This is a genomic window from Undibacterium sp. Ji42W, assembly GCF_049340405.1.
In the GTDB taxonomy this organism is placed as follows: domain Bacteria; phylum Pseudomonadota; class Gammaproteobacteria; order Burkholderiales; family Burkholderiaceae_D; genus Undibacterium.
Map to the genome: position 1 here is coordinate 212,992 of NZ_JBMPOV010000005.1, position 16,786 is coordinate 229,777.

A 16,786-nucleotide genomic window follows, 5' to 3' on the forward strand; every position below is an offset into this window, starting at 1 on the left:
TAAGTTAGTTAATGTGAGGTAAAACAAGATGGCCATTCAAAAAATTCTGGTAGTAGACGATTCTCCAACAGAACGCTATTTCCTGACCGATGTATTGGTGAAAAATGGTTTTTCAGTATCAACAGCTGAAAACGGCGAAGAAGCCCTGACAAAAATCAAGGCAGACAAACCACAACTGATCCTGATGGACGTGGTCATGCCTGGACAAAATGGTTTCCAGATTACCCGTGCGATCGCCAAAGATCCTGATACGCAAGATGTTCCTGTGATTATTTGCACCAGCAAAAATCAGGAAACTGACCGTATCTGGGGCTTGCGTCAAGGTGCCCGCGATTACCTGGTGAAGCCTATTGATCCGGCAGAATTGCTGGCGAAAATTTCGGCCCTCGGTTAATCCGTATAGACAAGTATTAATTCTTGCATCAACAATAAGATATCTTCGGATTGCCTCATGAATCAGACTGTGCGTGAAACTGCTGCAGCAAATCTGGACGTCGTCAAACCTGAAAAGGGCGTGCGACGTACCCGTTTGCGTGAATTTCAGGCGCAGCTGGTTGAACGCATGCAAGCTGCCCAGCGTGGCGGCTATACGAAACTCAGCCAGCTGGGCATTATGATAGGACAGGGACGTTATCTCCTGGATTTGCGAGAATCCGGGGAGATCGTCACTGCCGGTACCCTGACACGGGTGCCGTTGACACGCGACTGGTATATAGGGCTATCCAATATCCGTGGCAATTTGACTGGCGTCGTCGATTTGCCGCGTTTCCAGGGCATGGATAACACCAAGCTTGATACACAATGCCGGATTGTTGCTTTTGCTCCCGGCATGGCATTTAACAGCGGTTTGCTGGTATCCCAGGTTCTGGGTTTGCGTACAGTTTCAGAAATGGAAGAAATCCCTTTTGAAGACAATCAGCTTGAAAGCAAGGCCTGGTTGAGGAAAAAGTACAGGGATAAGGATGGCAACATCTGGTTTGAGCTTAGTCTGGCCACATTGGTACAAGACCAGGATTTTTTGCAAATAGGTATTTAAGTCGGTATGTGCACTGTAGCAATACCGACAGCTTTTCAATCGTTTAGGAGACTTAGTAATGGCATTTAATCTACCGTTCTTGTCCAAAGATAAAGAAAATCCGGAAATTGACGGAGCAGAAGTTGCGGCAAGGTCGTTCGGGAATGCTGATTCGGTTGAAGTTGAAGAAGCAAGCAACGTCAAAATGCTGACGCCAGAGCAGGAGGCAGCTGCTGCCACGCCTGCGGTGGCAGCAGCTGCTACTAAAGTAGAGTCGTATGGCGACGCCACCTTTATCGGTGACCCTCTGGAAAAAGGCAGTGGCATGCGCCTGCCTATTATTGGCGGCATGTCAGTTCGCCGTCAGACCAACTTCTTGCTCTACACCATGGGATTTTTCCTGTTGCTGGGTGGTGTCTCCGTGTATCTGAACTCTGAGCAATCGACGCTGCTGTCTACGCAGGCACAGATCGCCGGTGAGGCGCTGATGCACTCGCAGCGTATCGGTAAAGCGGCACCGAATGCGATTCAGGGTAACGTCGAGGCGTTTAAACAACTCAAGGACAGCCGTGGCGAATTAAATGCCGATCTGGGTGTTTTGCTGAGTGGTGGTCCCTACCAGGGCCGTTCGGTCAAACGTGCTGACTCTACTTTGGAACCTGTCGTCAAAGAAGCGCAAAAAGCCTGGAATAACTCCAACAAGGCTGCGGAAACGATCCTGAACCGTCAAAAAGAATTGACGGGGTTCGGTCAGACTCTGCAAAAAATGAATGCCCTGTCCCCAATCCTGCTGGAACTGACGGAACAAATCTCTACACTGAAAGTACAGGGCGGTGGTTCCGCGCGTGAAATTAATGCTGCCGGTCAGCTGGTCATGTTGACCCAGCGTCTGGGTCGTAGCGCGAATGAATTCCTGACTTCCGAGGGTGTTAATCCTGAAACGGCGTTCTTGCTGGGTAAGGATACCAATACTTTCCGCGATCTGGTCGATGGTTTCCTGAAAGGTAGTGATGTATTGCGCCTGACAGCGACCAAGGATGCCGATACCCGCGACAAACTCACTGAACTGCAAAAAACTTTCTCTGAATATCAGGTATGGGTTTCCAGCATTTTGGGCAATCTGCAAAACTTTATCGCTGCAAAACAATCCGAACAGCTGGTGTTTAATGAGAACGAAGATCTCAAAAACAAACTGTCCAAATTGCAGAAAACGTACACCGCTGAGCAGGATGGTACCAGTGTCTACTTCTATGTAATGCTGGGTTCCGCCTTCTTCGCGTTGCTGGCTGCGGTAGGCGTGGGTTTCGTTCAGTTGCAGGAAAGCCGTAACCGCGCTAAAGAAGCGAATGATCGTCGTCTTGAAGCTGCGGCACAAATGATGCAAGCGCAGAAACAGGAAGAAGAAGCGAAAGCCGCGAACGATCAGAATCAGGCTGCGATTTTGCGACTGATGAATGAATTGCAAGAGGTTGCGGATGGTGACTTGACTGTGCAAGCGACGGTTTCTGAAGATATCACAGGCGCGATTGCCGACTCGGTTAACTACACGGTGGAAGAGTTGCGCGGTCTGGTAGGTCGTGTTACGGCAACGGCAGAACAGGTTACTTCAGCATCTACACAAGCGCAGAATATTTCCAGCGATTTGTTGACAGCGTCTGAACAACAGTCACGCGAGATTTCTGATGCCGGTCAGGTTGTTCTGACGATGGCGGCTGAGATTACCGATGTTTCCCGCTCTGCGAATGAGTCAGCACTGGTTGCGCGTCAATCGGTTGCTGCGGCGGAGCAAGGTGCCCATGCGGTGGAAAACGCCATCAAGGGTATGAACGAGATTCGCGAACAAATCCAGGAAACTTCCAAACGTATTAAACGTCTGGGTGAATCTTCACAAGAGATTGGTGAGATCACTGAACTGATTTCCGACATTACCGAACAAACCAACGTACTGGCGCTGAATGCGGCGATTCAGGCGGCGTCAGCCGGTGAAGCAGGCCGGGGCTTCTCGGTGGTTGCGGAAGAGGTTCAGCGTCTGGCGGAACGTTCAGCTGAAGCGACCAAGCAGATTGGTGCGCTGGTTCGTACGATTCAAACGGATACCCATGACGCGGTTGCCGCGATGGAAAAATCCACTCAGGGTGTGGTTGAGGGAGCAAAACTGTCAGATGCGGCCGGTACGGCGCTGTCTGAAATCCGTAGCGTTTCCAACCGTCTCGCGGAACTGATTCAAGGTATCTCGCTGGCGACGGAACAACAAGCTACCTCAGCCAACGGCGTTGCACAAAATATTCAGCACATTTTGACCATCACCGAGCAAACGCAGCATGGTACGCAGCAAACTGCGGTGTCCATTAAAGAATTGTCCATGCTTGCGGAAGAACTCAAGAACTCTGTGTCACGGTTCCGGGTTGCCGCCTGATTTTCACGCCCCGGTTGTGAGAGTGGACCTTAACAGTGAAAAACGAAGTGTCTGCCATGTGCGCGCCGACCAGGGTGGCGTTGCACATACTCGAGATAGCCAAGCTATTGCTGAGTATAGTTGGAAGCCTGGCCTTGCCCTGGTTGGCCGGGCAGATGTCCTTCACTCACGTTTTCACTGTTACAGTCCACTAGCTGCAACCCTATCATATTTGCACGGCAATGGACTGAGGTTCATTGCCCTTGAGTTTGCGGAGTACGCATGACATCCGATTTATCAAAATCGCCAGATCTCCCACAGGAGCAGTTCGACATCGGGCCGCTATCCTGGGTGATGGGAGAAGTGCGGGAAGCAATCACGAATGCTGGCAAGATGCTGACGGACGCACTTGGCCAGGACACTGAAACCCGTCCCACCACCTTATTACATGCAAAAAGCTATCTGCATCAGGCCCATGGTGCCTTGCAGATTGTTGATATCGATGGCGTATCCATCGTTACAGAAACCATAGAAGAATTGCTCGAGCGCCTGCAAAGCGGCCAGCTTGAAATGACACAGGCAAATGTTGAAGTCATTGTTGATGCCTTCCATGCTGTCTTGCGCTATCTGGAAGACTTGCTGTCTGGCTCGCTGCATCAGCCAGTACGCCTGTTCCCGTACTACCGCGCCTTGCTAGAACTCAAAGGTGCCGAGAGAATACATCCGGCGGACTTGTTTTTCCCGTCGCTGTCCGCCAAAGAGCAGATACCTGAACTGGCCGTCAGCAGCAAGGCTGTGGCCATCAGTTATACCGGCTTGCGCCAGCGTTTTGAAAAACTCTTGCTGACCGTATTGACCAGCAAGGACAAAGAACAGCAACGCACTGCTACGCAAGCCATGCATGACATGATTGCGGAAATTGAAAATGGCCAGACCAACTCGCAAGCCAAGGCTTTCTGGGTTGTCATGCGTGCTTTTGTTGAAGCCGTAGGCCATGGTTCCATCGATAACCAGCAATATGTCAAACAGATATTTGGCCGCATTAATCTGCAAATTCGTCGTCTGGTAGAAGGTGTCAGCACCATCCCGGAGCGCCTGTTGCGCGATGCACTGTTCTTCCTGGCCCAGGTTGAAAACCCTTCTCCTTTTGTCACCAGGGTACGCAAGGCTTACCAGCTTGATGACAAAGTGCCTTTCGATTACGACAAAAAGAATTATGGCCAGATCACGGCAGGTGCACTGACAGCGGCAAAAGAACAATTGTCAGCAGTCAAAAACCTGTGGGGCAGGATAGCCAATGGCGAAACTGGCCTGGCAGAAAAGTTCTCCCAAAAAATGACTGACCTGGCCGATACCGGCGCAGGTCTGAATGCGCCAGCACTGGCAAAACTCTTGCGTGAACTGAACGGCATTGCCCGCAGTGTCGCGCATTCGCCAGATGGCAGCAAGCTGGGCATAGAGCTGGCCACCAGCCTGCTGTTTGTTGAGCATGCACTTGATCACGTCACACGCCTGCCAGCCAATTTTGCTGAACGCGCTGAAGAAATCACGACCCGTTTGCTGTCCGTCGTTTCCGGTGAAACGCCGCAAACCCAAGCCAGCTGGATGGGTGAAATTTCCCGCGAAGCGCAACAACGTCAGACCATGGGTGTACTGGTTGCTGAAATGCAGTCCAGCCTGCGTCATATAGAAAAAGTGCTGGATGAATATTTCCGCAATCCCGCTGACAAAGAAACGCTGAAACCCATTGACGGCAATTTGCACCAGATCGGTGGCGCTCTGGCGATGCTGGATCAGGACGACGCTATGGCGGCAGTCGAGCATACACGTCGGATGATCAGCAGCTTCAAAGAAGAAGATGCGATAGATCCTGTTGCGCAGGCGGCCTCGCATGAAAATGTGGCGCAAAACATAGGTGCGCTGTCTTTCTTCATTGAAACTTTGCATTCTCAGCCGGATACGGCGAAAAAGAAATTCAGCTTCGACAAAGAAGCCGGCCTGTTCCGTTCCAATTTGCTCGAAGCCCAGGCAAGCAAGGAATTGCTGCCTAGCGCAGACATTCATCTGCCTGGCGATGAAGCACATGGTCAGGAACCCAAGATCGCTATCTTGCAGACTGCCGAGCAGGAACTGGCTCAGCAACAGCAGGAATCTGCCCGCCTGGCAGCATCCCTGGCTGCCGCGCCAGAAGACGCAGGTCTGCAAGCACAACTGAAAAGCTCGTTGGAATCCGAACGTTCCGTGGCTATCTTACTGGACGATACTGCGGCTTCAGAACGTGCGAAGTCTGCCATTGCCCTGCTGGCAGCAACCGATGCCACAAGTGGCTCTGGTGCCTTGCAGGAAATAGTGACAACGCCAACAGTTGACACTGCCGTTGCTGCCGCACCGGCTCAGGATATTCCTGAAGGTGATGATGCGATTGATGCTGAATTGCTGGAAATCTTCCTCATGGAAGCTGATGAGGTGCTGGAGTATGTCCAGACCACCTTGCCGTTGTCCAGAAAAGATACCAATAACCAGGAATACCTGACCAGCTTGCGCCGTTCTTTCCATACCCTCAAAGGCAGTGGCCGGATGGTTGGCCTGATGGTGTTTGGTGAAGCCGCCTGGAGCATAGAACAGGTCATGAACCTGTGGCTGTCTGATTCACGTAGTGGTGATGAAAATCTGTATGCCCTGTTGGACCGCACTGCGCGCGAAATGGTTGAATGGGTTGGTGAGCTGAAACAAAGTGGTATTTCCGCACGGACAGGCAAAGCGATCATCGCCGCTGCTGAACGTGTCAAGGCCGGCGAGGATTATCAGGATATTCCTGAAGTAGTCGCCGCACCTGTTGTTGCGCCTGAACCAGTCGTCGCTACTCCAGTTGTTGAAGAAATTCAGGCTGTTGCCCTGCCTGAAACTAACGAAGTTGCAGAAGCTTTTGAAATCGGGTACATGGCAACGCCCGCAGTGGAAGAAGTGGCTGCTACTCCAGCAACTGAGCATGCAGCTTCCGAATTTGACGCGTTTGAATTTACACCGGTAGAACTGGTGAATGCCGAACCGGCTGCGGCAGAAGTGCCAGCAGTACCTGAGCTTACCGTCACAACTGAACATGTTGAGCATCCAGCTGTTGTCGAGATTAATGCTGTCGAGATTCCAGCATTCGCCAACTTGCCTGAATTGACACTGGATACACCTGCGCAAGTTGCAGAAACCAGCTCGCCTGTAGATAGCCTGTCACTTGACCGTGCTCTGGAAGTTGCTGTAGCAGCAGAAGACATGCCAGTTCCTGACGCTGAAGAACTGGTCGCTGATTTGCCGTTGGATGCTGTACAGGAAGAAATTCTGGTATCAGGTGTACCGGCAGCCCAGGCAGAAGATGGTTCTCCTGACGTGTTGGCCGAAACTGTAGCCAATGTACCGTCACTGGAATTGTCAGAAGTCATAGAAGCGATTGACATTCCAGCCGCAGCTTCGTCTGTGCCAGATTCAGAAGCGCTGGAGTTGGCAGATTTTGTTGCCGCATCTGCCGAGAGTCTGTTGCCTGAACTCAGCATTGCCAGCGATGAGCCTGGAACAGTCTTGCCTGCAGAGACAGAGCATCATGCAGAAGACGTAACAGTGTTTGAAGTTGCACCAGTTGCGCAAGTCAGTGAAATTGTCACGGCAAAAATCATCGACTTCCCTGATCTGTCCATCCCCGCACCTAGTGTGGACGACAATATCAAACGCATTGGCGATATAGAAATCAGCCTGCCGCTGTATTCCATCTACATGGCAGAAACCGATGAAATCGTCCGTTTCCTGGTGCAAGACTTCGCTGAGTGGAGACACGAGCCGCATCGCCATGTTTCTACACATGCGATTCACGCCAGCCATTCTCTGGCAGGTAGTTCGGCAACTGTCGGACTCAAGCCTTTGCAAGAACTGGCGCATAGCCTGGAATTTGTCTTGCAGAGACTGGAACGTCATCCCGTCGTATTGCTGGAATCAGAATACGACGTGCTGGACCGCTCTCTGGATTCTGCCAAACGCATGCTGCAAAAGTTTGCCTTGTCAGAAATGGCCGCATCGGCTCCAGAAGAGATCCGTCAGCTTGAACATTTGCTGCAAGTCGTCATCGAGCGTTCCAACGCCGGTGCAGATGAAGAATTCATCACTTCCACGAATGAAAAACTCGACCTGACATCTCTGTCAGAAGAGTTGCCAGCGATCGAAGTCAGTGAGCTGACTGAAGCAATTGATGTGGTTGAAATACCGGTCGTCACCGAAACTCTGTCTGACGCAGAATTCAATCTGGATGATGCAGAAGTGCTGGAAGCTTTGCCTGTTCTGGGCGAAGATTTGACAGAAATGTTAACTGCGGAAGAGTTGGCAGTTGAGACACCTCTGGAAGCAGAAATTGTCATTGCAGCAGGCTTGCCAGAACCAGAAACGCCAGCAGAAACGATTACTGACCGCATCGGTTCCATCATGCTCGACGCCATGGATGATATCCATCTGGTGGAAACGCATGCAGAGCTTGCTCCTGTTGTTGAGCAGGCACCTGCTGTAGAGCACGCGCCTGCGATTGAGCCTGATCCGGTCGTTGAGCCTGCGCATGTAGAAGTGCCAGAGCCTGTTGCCGAGCCAGAAATAGTGGAAGCAGTAGCTATCCCGGCAACACCGGCAAGCTTTACGCCGGTCGTTCAGGCAGCGCCTGAATATGTTGCGCCAGTCAGTGACGGTAGTGTGCAGATCCGTGATGATCTGGATATGGACTTGTTGCCTGTCTTCATAGAAGAAGGTAATGACTTGTTGCCTATGGTTGGTCAGTTGCTGCGCACCTGGCAAGAAAAACCGGACGACATGGCAGCACCACAAGCCATTGCCCGTATCATGCATACCATCAAAGGCAGTGCACGTATGGCCGGTGCCATGGGCCTGGGTCAGCACATCCATGACATGGAATCACGCATCGAAACCCTGATGCATGGTGGTAGTGCAGTCCGCGTTTCGCTATTGGATGATTTGCTGGCGCGCCATGATCACAGCATGCACATGTTTGACCGCCTGTTGCATCCAGAAGCGCATGCAACACCAGTACAAGCTGATGCACCACTGACTGCCGCACAAGAACTGGATCAGTTCCAGGAACAAATGGCTGCGACCAATACAGATGCGCCAGTAGTGATCAATGAACTGGTCAACCTGACGCCTGTCGTGCCGCTCATGACCCGTGCCATACCGGCCAGGGCAGCAGCCGCACCAGTAGCGGTAGCCGCCAATACGCCAGCGACGCTGGTGCGTGTACGTGCAGATATTCTTGACCGCCTGGTGAACCAGGCTGGTGAAGTTTCCATCTCGCGTTCACGTCTCGAAAATGAAGTCAGCACCTTGCGCTCGTCCCTCAGCGAGTTGACAGAGAACGTCAACCGTTTGCGTGATCAGTTGCGTGAAGTTGAAATTCAGGCAGAAACCCAGATCACTTCACGTATGGCACTTTCGGGTGACCGTGAATTTGATCCGCTCGAGTTTGACCGCTTCACCCGCCTGCAAGAACTGACACGCATGATGGCCGAAAGCGTCAGCGACGTGGCCACCGTACAAACCAACTTGACGCGTACTATCGACGGCGCAACCAATGACTTGCTGGTACAAGCGCGTTTGACTCGTGACTTGCAACAGGATTTGATGCGCGTGCGTATGATTCCTTTCGCCAGTATTTCCGAGCGTCTGTATCGCGTGACCCGTCAGACTTCCAAAGAAGTCGACAAACGCGTGAACTTGGATATCCGTGGTGCGACGGTAGAGATGGATAGGGGCGTTCTGGAAAAAATGGCCGGCCCTTTCGAACATTTGCTGCGTAATGCGATTGTCCACGGTATCGAAAGCCGTGAACAAAGGCGTAACCATGGCAAAGAAGAAACCGGTGAATTGCTCATTGAAATCCGTCAGGAAGGTAATGAAGTTGTGATTCGCTTCAGCGATGATGGCCAGGGCTTGAACCTGACCCGCATCCGCGAAAAAGCGCTGTCCGTCGGTTTGATCTCCAATGAAGATAATCCTGGCGAGCTGGAAACAGCCAATATGATTTTCGAACCTGGATTCTCAACAGCGACTGAAATCACCGAACTCGCCGGTCGTGGCGTTGGTATGGATGTGGTCCGCTCCGAAGCAGCATCGCTGGGTGGACGTGTAGAAGTGACGACCAACGAAGGCAAGGGCGCTGAATTTATTATTCGTCTGCCTTTGACGCTGGCGGTAACGCAGGTAGTTTTGCTGAGCTCCGGTGGCCGTACCTTCGCCGTACCTTCCGTTCTGGTCGAGCAAGTACAGCAACTGAAATCCAATGCCCTGGCCAATGCCTACAACGAAGGCGCAGTCATGTGGCAAGGTCAGCGCGTGACTTTGTACTACCTGTCCTCCATGTTGGGTCAGGACGATGCAACGCCGATGACACAACAATACAGCCCGCTGCTGATCATGAAGAGCGGTGGCGAGCGTGTTGCCATTCACGTAGATGACGTTCTGGGTAACCGCGAGGTAGTTGTTAAAAACATTGGCCCGCAACTGGCGCGTATGACAGGTATTGCTGGCGCGACCGTACTCGGTTCTGGTGAAATCGTTCTGATCCTGAACCCTGTGCCACTGGCACAACGAATGGAACACGAACATGCACGCCTGCAGCAACTGGGTGCAGAAGCGACGCCTGAAATGGGTGCTGTCGCCAACCTGCATGCAGCAACGGCAGTGGCTGAAACCAAAGCCCAGCCAGTACAGGGCTTGCGTACCCAGCATACAGTAATGGTAGTCGATGACTCCCTGACTGTACGCCGCGTTACCCAGCGTTTGCTGACTCGTGAGGGTTATCAGGTCATCCTGGCAAAAGACGGTATTGATGCGCTGGAGCAGTTGCAGTCGGTGACACCAGACGTGATGCTGGTCGATATCGAAATGCCACGCATGGATGGCTTCGATCTGACGCGCAACGTACGCAGTGATTCACGTACCAGCCATATCCCTATCATCATGATCACTTCGCGTACTGCGGATAAGCATAGGAACTATGCGAAAGAACTCGGTGTGAATGAGTACTTTGGTAAGCCTTATCGTGAGGATGATTTGCTGGGGGCGATTATGGGGTTCCTGGGTAAGGATGCCGCGGTGATCGTGTAAGTAGGCTGTAGAATTAACGTAGTCAAAAAAGCAGAGAGTGATCTCTGCTTTTTTGTTTTTGGTGACCCGTCCTGATTAAAATTTACACTTTTCTGAACCCGGAAGGGAAAGTGTGAGATGGATACAGGGATACAGAGGAGTCAGAGGCATTACACGCTGACTTTTAAATTATTGGTATTGGTTTTTTGCCGTTGTAATTTATCGTGATTGAATGGCCGTGCACTAAAAGTCGTCATTCCAGCGCGCTTTTGGCTGGAATCCAGCGGCGTTCATTGCACGCAGTAACTGGATTTTTCTGCCACAGATTTTTAATGCAGACATGTGTTGAATTACGATTGCAGGCCGGTGGTAGACCGGCGGCTACTTACCTTTTTGCTTCGCCAAAAAGGTAAGCCAAAAAGGCGACCCAGGCGCAGCCGCCCCTGCGGGGTTCCCATTTGTGCAGTACAAAAAATGGGAAAGTCCGAAAACTCGCTATGCTCAAACATCGGCCTTTCTCTTTCCATTTTCTGTATTGCACAAATGGCGTCTACACATGGGAAACCGCAAAAAGTCAAAAGCAACTTCAAAATCAACAACAACAGCAACGTCAAAACCAACGTCAAAACCAACGTCAAAACCAACGTCAAAACCACATCAACACATTGCTATCGTATTAGTTCGCCTAGCCTTCAGTTCCTCACTCATCCTCATCATGCGTAGCCACCTTCTTCACCACCGCATACCGCGTCAAAGTCTGCTTGCGCGCGACGTCATGTTCAACCAGTGGAAATGGATAATCCCTACCTATCTTCACCCCGGCCTGCTCCAGTAACAGCGGAGCTACCTTCCACGGCGCATGGATACTGCGTTTGTCCAGCTTCGCCAGTTGTGGCAGGTAGCGTTTGATGAACTTGCCTTCGGTGTCGAATTTTTCTGACTGGGTGATGGGGTTGAAGATGCGGAAGTAGGGTTGGGCGTCGCAACCGGAGGACGATGCCCATTGCCAGCCGCCGTTGTTGGCGGAGAGGTCGAAGTCGTTGAGGTGTTCGGCGAAATAGGCTTCGCCGCGGCGCCAGTCTATGCCCAGGTCTTTGATGAGGAAGCAGGCGGTGACCATGCGCAGGCGGTTGTGCATGTAGCCGGTCTGGTTCAGTTGCAGCATGGCGGCATCGACCAGGGGGTAGCCGGTGCGGCCTTCGCACCAGGCGGCGAAGTGGGCGTCAGCTTGCGGGCCGGTTTCCCATCGTATCGCGTCGTAGTCTGGCTTGAACGAGCGGCTGGCCACATGCGGGTGGTGATGCAGGATCATGAAATAAAAGTCACGCCAGACCAGTTCGGACAACCAGATTTCTGCACCGCGATTGGCAGAGATGCGTATTTGCCGCATGGCTTCCTGCACCAGTTGCCGTATCGATATCGTGCCAAAGCGTAAATGGACTGACAGATACGAAGGTCCCTTGATCGCTGGAAAGTCCCGAGACTGGTCATATAGCTTCATGCGGCCCACAAAGTCTTCCAGCAAACCCCGTGCACCCGACATGCCCGCGGCAACGGGCATGCGGCGTTCGGCGGCCTGCGCAAAGCCCATTTCTGCCAGCGTTGGTATGGTTTGTCCAGAGATGGTACTTAACTTATGCCCGTATTTCTCTATGGGATAAGAGCGCGAATAAAAGTCGCTTCCTTCTGCATGGAATTTTTTCAGCCAGGCATTTTTGTAGGGTGTGAAAACAGAGAAGGGCGCATTCGCCAGCGACAAGACTTCTGACTTTTCAAAAATGACCTGGTCTTTAAAACTCAGCAATGCACAATTTCGTTTTGATAATTCTTGCCTGACGGATTCATCACGGGCCACTGCCTGTGGTTCGTAATCATGATTGGTGAACACAATATCCACCCCAAGCTCAGCCACCAGTTGCGGTATGGCGTTCTCTGCATGGGCATAACGCACCAGCAAACCACCGCCCATTTGCTGTAATTCTTGATCCAGTTCAAGAATACTTTCATGAATAAAGGCCAGCCGCCTGTCATTTTCTGGCAAATTGTCTAATATTGTTTTATCGAAGATAAAAGCGCAGTAGACCTCGTCACTTTGCCGCAGGGCATGGTACAGGGCAGCATGGTCAAAATTTCGCAGGTCGCGGCGGAACCAGACTAGTGAGCGCGGGTAATGGGCTTTATGGGCTTTATGGGCTTTATGGGCTTTATTTTCTTGCATGATCTGTCTGATAGTGTGGTCAAAACGCAGTGTGGCACCTTAGCACACATCGAAAATACACGCTAAAAATGCTAAAATGTGACCATGGCGAAGCAAACAAAATCACTACATACCAATCTGCACGACGATGCGACACAGTCGGCCCCGATGACTTCCAGACATAAATTCCAGGTGAAAAGCGAAGACGATAACAATTTGGAATTGAATTTAACCAATCATTTCCTGATTGCAATGCCATCCATGATGGACCCCGTCTTTGGCGGCACGGTAATTTATCTGTGCGAACACAGCCCGCGCGGTGCCATGGGCATGGTCATCAACCGCCCCATAGAGCTGACTGTGGCTGGCCTGTTTGACCGCATAGACCTGAAGCTGGAAATCATTCCTGACTCTCATCCCATAGGCAAGCGCCCGGTTATATTTGGCGGGCCGGTGCAGGATGACCGTGGCTTTGTCCTGCACACTCCTGTTGGTGAGTATTCATCGTCATTAAAAGTGACAGACGAGATCGCCTTCACCACTTCACGCGATGTACTGGAAGCGGTGGCCGCCGGTGACGGGCCTGAACAAGTCCTGATCAGTGTTGGTTATGCAGGCTGGGGTGCTGGCCAACTGGAACAGGAGATACTGGCTAATGGCTGGCTGACAGTCGCTGCCGACGCACGCATTCTGTTCGATTTGCCGCTGGAAGAACGTTTTGCCGCCGCCATCAAATTGCTGGGCATAGACCCGCTGATGCTGGCAGCCGAAGCGGGGCATGCCTGATGGCTGCAAGCGAAGGTACAGTACTCGCCTTTGACTTTGGTTTAAAACGCATAGGCGTTGCCGTTGGCAATACCTTTTTACGCCAGGCCAAACCACTCAGCATCATCCATGCCCCTACCAATGATGGCAAATTTGCCGACATCACCAAGCTCATAGAACAATGGCAGCCCGTGCTCTGCGTGGTGGGTTTGCCCATGCATCCCGATGGTGCCGACAATGAAATGACGCAGCGCTGCAAGCGCTTTGCGAACCAGCTCAATGGCCGCTTCAATTTGCCTGCCGTGCTGGTCGATGAACGCTATTCTTCTGCCGTACTCAGCAGCTCGCGTGGCGAGTTTATCGACGACGATGCGGCGGCCCTCATTCTGCAACAATATTTTGATGAAACGCCATGATTACCACGACCACTAATGCTGCACAGCTTGATGCAGAAGCATTGTATCAGCAGCTACTGGAGCAAATCAGGCCACATGCGCTGGCACAAGGCAAACTCGCCATCGTTGGCATTTATTCAGGCGGTGCCTGGATAGCCGAGCGCCTGGTGCAAGACCTGGGCTTGCCGAATAAAGCGGGCCTCATCGATGTCTCTTTTTATCGCGACGACTATGCCGCCAAGGGTCTGCATGCCGAAGTCAAACCTACGCAAATTCCTTTCGATGTCGATGGCGCACAAATCATCCTGGTAGATGACGTGCTGTATACAGGCCGCACCACCCGCGCCGCCATCAATGAGCTATTTGATTATGGCCGTCCGGCCCGCATCATGCTGGCCACCCTGGTAGACCGTGGTGGCCGCGAATTGCCGGTGGCTGCTGATTTTGTCGCCCATACCGCCTCATTTGAACCCGCCGTCTCTGTCAATCTGCAACGTGCAGATGATGGCACTTTCAGCATCTCTGTCGACCATGCATAATCCCCAGCTCAATAAACACGGCGAACTCCAGCATTTGCTGACGATAGATGGTTTGCCGAAAGCCATCGTTAATCATATTCTCGATACCGCATCTTCCTTCGTCAGCGTCAGCGACAGAGAAGTCAAAAAAGTGCCGCTGATGCGTGGCAAAAGCGTTTTCAATCTGTTCTTTGAAAACTCTACCCGCACGCGCACGACGTTCGAGATTGCCTCCAAGCGTTTGTCGGCGGATGTCATCAATCTCAATATCGCCGCGTCCAGTACCAGCAAGGGTGAATCCTTGCTCGACACCATCGACAATCTGGCTGCCATGCATGCCGACATGTTTGTCGTGCGTCACGCCACATCAGGCGCACCTTTCCTGATTGCCAAGCATCTGAACGACACCAAACAGCACCATGTACATGTGGTGAATGCCGGTGATGGCCGCCATGCCCACCCTACCCAGGGTTTGCTGGACATGTACACCATACGCCACTACAAAAAAGACTTCACCAACCTGACAGTCGCGATTGTTGGAGATGTCTTGCACAGCCGTGTTGCGCGTTCCGACATCCATGCCTTGACCATGCTGGGCGTACCCGAAGTGCGCGTGATCGGCCCACGTACCCTGTTGCCCGGTGGTCTTGAGCAAATGGGTGTGCGTGTATTCAACAACATGGATGAAGGCCTCAAAGGCGTCGATGTCATCATCATGCTCCGCCTGCAAAATGAACGCATGAGTGGTGCCTTGCTGCCTTCAGCACAAGAATATTTCAAGAGCTATGGACTGACGCCAGAACGCCTGGCACTGGCAAAACCAGACGCCATCGTCATGCACCCCGGCCCCATGAACCGTGGTGTAGAAATTGATTCTGCCGTGGCCGATGGCCCGCAGGCAGTGATACTGCCGCAAGTGACTTTTGGTATCGCCGTGCGCATGGCAGTCATGAGCATCGTTGCAGGCAACAGCGGCGGGGTATGAGGAGAATATGAAAATACATATCAAAAATGGCCGCGTGATTGATCCGGCAAGTGCGACCGATGCAGTACAGGACGTGTTTATTGCTGCCGGCAAGGTCGTTGCCCTGGGCCAGGCACCTGCTGACTTTGCCGCCAATAAAACTGTCGATGCCACAGGCTTGATCGTTGCTCCTGGCCTGGTAGACCTCAGTGCCCGCCTGCGTGAACCTGGCTTTGAATACAAGGCCACGCTGGAGTCTGAATTGCAGGCCGCCATGCGCGGTGGTGTTACCAGTCTGGTGTGCCCGCCAGATACTGACCCTGTGCTGGATGAATCAGGCCTGGTAGAAATGCTCAAGCAAAGAGCGCGCATGCAAAACAAGGCGCATGTCTATCCGCTGGGTGCGCTGACCGTCGGCTTGAAAGGCGAATCCCTGACCGAGATGGTGGAGCTGACCGCGGCAGGCTGCATCGGTTTCTCTCAGGCAGAAGAAACCATCGCCAATACCAATACCCTGCAAAGAGCTTTGGATTACGCGGCCACTTTTGGCTTTACCGTCTGGTTGCGTCCGCAAGATGCCTATATAGGCAAGGGCGGTGTTGCCCATAGTGGCCCGCTGGCTTCGCGCCTGGGCTTGTCTGGCGTGCCCGTCATGGCCGAGACGATTGCCCTGCATACCCTGTTTGAACTCATGCGTGCCACTGGTGCCAAAGTGCATCTGTGCCGCATCTCTTCTGCTGCTGGCCTGGACTTGATACGCAAGGCCAAAAAAGAAGGCTTGCCGTTGACTTGCGATGTTGGTGCACATCATGTACACCTGACAGATGCCGACATTGGCTACTTCGATTCCAATGCCCGCCTGACCCCGCCTTTGCGCAGCCAGCGTGATCGCGATGCCATTTCTGCAGCATTGAAAGACGGCACCATCGATGCCATCTGTTCAGACCATACACCGGTCGATGATGATGAAAAATTGTTGCCTTTTGCCGAAGCATCACCCGGTGCCACCGGTCTTGAATTGCTATTGTCACTAGCACTGAAATGGGCAGAAGACAGCCGTGGTGATGTCAGCATGACGCTGGCTCTGTCCAAGATCAGCCAGCATGCCGCCAAAGTGGCAGGCGTGCCTGCCGGACAAATCGCGGTTGGCCAGGCTGCCGACATCTGCATCTTTGATCCAGCCACACGCTGGAAGGTAGAAGCCAAAGCCCTCGCCAGCCAGGGCAAACACACGCCTTTCCTGGGGTATGAATTACCGGGTGTGGTCAAGGCCACGATAGTTTCAGGGCATATTGCCTTTGATATGCTGCATTGAATCTGCTCTGACAGAATTCTTTGAAAATGATTTAAAGTATTATTGGGTAATAAAATGGTTTGCTGGGAGTATGGTTCACCGTACTCCCGTTTGTTTT

11 protein-coding genes are annotated in these 16,786 nt (G+C 52.3%); 10 read left to right on the top strand and 1 reads right to left on the bottom strand.

Features of this window, described 5'->3' with window-relative positions; all coding sequences use genetic code 11:
* The first annotated feature begins 28 nt into the window (after positions 1-28).
* The 5 genes from ACO0LG_RS12935 to ACO0LG_RS12955 all read left to right on the top strand — a co-directional run bounded on the left by ACO0LG_RS12935 (position 29) and on the right by ACO0LG_RS12955 (position 10,556).
* A complete protein-coding gene (locus tag ACO0LG_RS12935) occupies positions 29-394 on the top strand; it encodes a response regulator transcription factor (protein WP_162039914.1) in 366 nt (121 codons plus the stop codon).
* Between the two features lie 57 nt (positions 395-451).
* Complete coding sequence (locus ACO0LG_RS12940; RefSeq protein WP_232063233.1) at positions 452-1,036, top strand: chemotaxis protein CheW; 585 nt, start codon at positions 452-454, stop codon at positions 1,034-1,036.
* Between the two features lie 58 nt (positions 1,037-1,094).
* Entirely contained in the window at positions 1,095-3,431 is a 2,337-nt protein-coding gene (locus ACO0LG_RS12945) for a methyl-accepting chemotaxis protein (protein ID WP_423026906.1), read from the top strand.
* Between the two features lie 35 nt (positions 3,432-3,466).
* Positions 3,467-3,625, top strand: coding sequence for a hypothetical protein (locus ACO0LG_RS12950; RefSeq protein WP_423026908.1), 159 nt, complete (start codon positions 3,467-3,469; stop codon positions 3,623-3,625).
* A gap of 67 nt (positions 3,626-3,692) precedes the next feature.
* Complete coding sequence (locus ACO0LG_RS12955) at positions 3,693-10,556, top strand: Hpt domain-containing protein (RefSeq protein ID WP_423026910.1); 6,864 nt, start codon at positions 3,693-3,695, stop codon at positions 10,554-10,556.
* Between the two features lie 679 nt (positions 10,557-11,235).
* Here the strand turns inward: ACO0LG_RS12955 and ACO0LG_RS12960 are convergent.
* A complete protein-coding gene (locus tag ACO0LG_RS12960; RefSeq protein ID WP_423026912.1) occupies positions 11,236-12,753 on the bottom strand; it encodes a cryptochrome/photolyase family protein in 1,518 nt (505 codons plus the stop codon).
* A 147-nt stretch (positions 12,754-12,900) separates the two neighbouring features.
* Between ACO0LG_RS12960 and ACO0LG_RS12965 the strand changes: the two genes are divergently transcribed.
* From ACO0LG_RS12965 to ACO0LG_RS12985, 5 genes are read left to right on the top strand one after another with little or no spacing between them, the layout of a single operon-like run.
* Positions 12,901-13,518 carry a YqgE/AlgH family protein gene (locus ACO0LG_RS12965; RefSeq protein ID WP_422949683.1) on the top strand — a complete coding sequence of 206 codons (618 nt, stop codon included), beginning with the start codon at positions 12,901-12,903 and terminating at the stop codon, positions 13,516-13,518.
* Positions 13,518-13,913, top strand: coding sequence for a Holliday junction resolvase RuvX (ruvX, locus tag ACO0LG_RS12970; RefSeq protein WP_423026914.1), 396 nt, complete (start codon positions 13,518-13,520; stop codon positions 13,911-13,913). Before ACO0LG_RS12965 ends, ruvX begins: the two co-directional genes overlap by 1 nt.
* Entirely contained in the window at positions 13,910-14,431 is a 522-nt protein-coding gene (pyrR, locus tag ACO0LG_RS12975) for a bifunctional pyr operon transcriptional regulator/uracil phosphoribosyltransferase PyrR (RefSeq protein WP_423026916.1), read from the top strand. Before ruvX ends, pyrR begins: the two co-directional genes overlap by 4 nt.
* Entirely contained in the window at positions 14,424-15,395 is a 972-nt protein-coding gene (locus ACO0LG_RS12980; RefSeq protein WP_422949513.1) for an aspartate carbamoyltransferase catalytic subunit, read from the top strand. Before pyrR ends, ACO0LG_RS12980 begins: the two co-directional genes overlap by 8 nt.
* A gap of 7 nt (positions 15,396-15,402) precedes the next feature.
* Entirely contained in the window at positions 15,403-16,689 is a 1,287-nt protein-coding gene (locus tag ACO0LG_RS12985; protein WP_423026918.1) for a dihydroorotase, read from the top strand.
* Positions 16,690-16,786: the final 97 nt, after the last annotated feature.

Coding starts and splice junctions, on each gene's coding strand:
- pyrR (WP_423026916.1), top strand. CDS start 13,910: ATGATTACCACGACCACTAATGCTGCACAGCTTGATGCAGAAGCATTG.
- ACO0LG_RS12945 (WP_423026906.1), top strand. CDS start 1,095: ATGGCATTTAATCTACCGTTCTTGTCCAAAGATAAAGAAAATCCGGAA.
- ACO0LG_RS12935 (WP_162039914.1), top strand. CDS start 29: ATGGCCATTCAAAAAATTCTGGTAGTAGACGATTCTCCAACAGAACGC.
- ACO0LG_RS12940 (WP_232063233.1), top strand. CDS start 452: ATGAATCAGACTGTGCGTGAAACTGCTGCAGCAAATCTGGACGTCGTC.
- ACO0LG_RS12980 (WP_422949513.1), top strand. CDS start 14,424: ATGCATAATCCCCAGCTCAATAAACACGGCGAACTCCAGCATTTGCTG.
- ACO0LG_RS12960 (WP_423026912.1), bottom strand. CDS start 12,753: ATGCAAGAAAATAAAGCCCATAAAGCCCATAAAGCCCATAAAGCCCAT.
- ruvX (WP_423026914.1), top strand. CDS start 13,518: ATGGCTGCAAGCGAAGGTACAGTACTCGCCTTTGACTTTGGTTTAAAA.
- ACO0LG_RS12985 (WP_423026918.1), top strand. CDS start 15,403: ATGAAAATACATATCAAAAATGGCCGCGTGATTGATCCGGCAAGTGCG.
- ACO0LG_RS12955 (WP_423026910.1), top strand. CDS start 3,693: ATGACATCCGATTTATCAAAATCGCCAGATCTCCCACAGGAGCAGTTC.
- ACO0LG_RS12965 (WP_422949683.1), top strand. CDS start 12,901: ATGACTTCCAGACATAAATTCCAGGTGAAAAGCGAAGACGATAACAAT.